This window comes from Pseudomonas sp. P179 (genome assembly GCF_000478485.2).
GTDB lineage: Bacteria > Pseudomonadota > Gammaproteobacteria > Pseudomonadales > Pseudomonadaceae > Pseudomonas > Pseudomonas aeruginosa.
The window spans coordinates 4,690,723-4,692,040 of sequence record NZ_KI517354.1 but is presented as its reverse complement, the minus strand read 5'-3'; the positions used below and the strand labels follow the sequence as shown (position 1 = coordinate 4,692,040).

At 65.0% G+C, this 1,318-nt stretch carries 1 protein-coding gene and 1 pseudogene; one reads left to right on the top strand and one right to left on the bottom strand.

Annotation, left to right across the window (positions count from 1 at the left end; translation table 11 throughout):
- Nucleotides 1-182, bottom strand: a 182-nt coding sequence (locus HMPREF1224_RS45805) for a hypothetical protein (RefSeq protein ID WP_208507187.1), incomplete at its 3' end; no start/stop codon positions are given.
- A 114-nt stretch (nt 183-296) separates the two neighbouring features.
- On the opposite strand from HMPREF1224_RS45805, the pseudogene pctB reads away from it, so the two are divergent.
- A pseudogene (gene pctB / locus HMPREF1224_RS33940) lies at nt 297-1,318 on the top strand (methyl-accepting chemotaxis protein PctB); the annotation flags it as partial.

Below are 1,318 nucleotides of genomic sequence, written 5' to 3'. Positions count from 1 at the left end.
GGCGAGCTGGAAACCCAGGCCGGGCGCCTGCGCCAACTGGTGGACAGCTTCAAGATCTGAGACCGGCCGGTCTCGTCGCCGAACCGGCGGACAACCGCGATGCGGTTATCCGCCCTGCCGACGAAAAGCGCCCACGGGCGCTTTTTTTCGTTCTCCAGGTCGCATTCGGTGAAACCATTCATCCGTTGCGCTAAAGCTTCCGGACTTGCCGCCGACAGACACGGCAAGCCTTGCAGTTGCGATCCAACTGGGGCTGTTCACGACAGCGCGCCCGCGCCTCCCGGATGCAAGAAACCATGATCAAAAGTCTCAAGTTCAGCCACAAGATCCTGCTCGCCGCCGCGCTGGTGGTGATCGCGACCTTCTCCCTGTTCACCCTCTACAACGACTCCCTGCAGCGTGCCTCGATCCGCGAGGACCTGGAGGACTACCTGCACGAAATGGGCGAGATCACCGCCAGCAACGTGCAGAACTGGCTGAGCGGGCGCATCCTGCTGATCGAGAACCTGGCCCAGACCCTGGCCCGCGACCACAGCCCGGAGACCACCCAGGCCCTGCTGGAACAGCCGCTGCTGGGCTCGACCTTCCTCTTCACCTACCTGGGGCAGACCGACGGCACCTACACCGCGCGCCCCACCAGCGACCTGCCGGCCGACTACGACCCGCGCCGCCGCCCCTGGTACAACGCCGCCACCAGCGCCGGCCAGACCACCCTCACCGAACCCTACATGGAGCCGGCCATCCACGAGCTGGTACTGACCATCGCCAGCCCGGCGCGCCAGGGCGGCCAGCCGTTCGGCGTGGTCGGCGGCGACCTCAGCCTGCAGACGGTGGTGAAGATCATCAACTCGCTGGACTTCGGCGGCATGGGCTACGCCTTCCTGGTCAGCGGCGACGGCAAGATCCTCGTCCATCCGGACAAGGACCAGGTCATGAAGAGCCTCAGCGACGTCTACCCACGCAACACGCCGAAGATCGGCAGCGGCTTCAGCGAGGCCGAGCTGCACGGCAACACCCGGATCCTCAGTTTCTCTCCGGTCAAGGGCCTGTCCGGCCTGGACTGGTACATCGGCATCTCGGTGGACAAGGACAAGGCCTATGCCATGCTCACCAAGCTGCGTACCTCGGCGATCGTCGCCGCGCTGATCGCGGTGGTCGCCATCGTCCTCCTCCTCGGCATGCTGATCCGCGTACTGATGCAACCGCTCACCGACATGGGCCGCGCCATGCAGGACATCGCCCAGGGCGAAGGCGACCTGACCAAGCGCCTGAAGGTCACCAGCAACGATGAATTCGGGGTCCTGGCCATTTCCTTCAA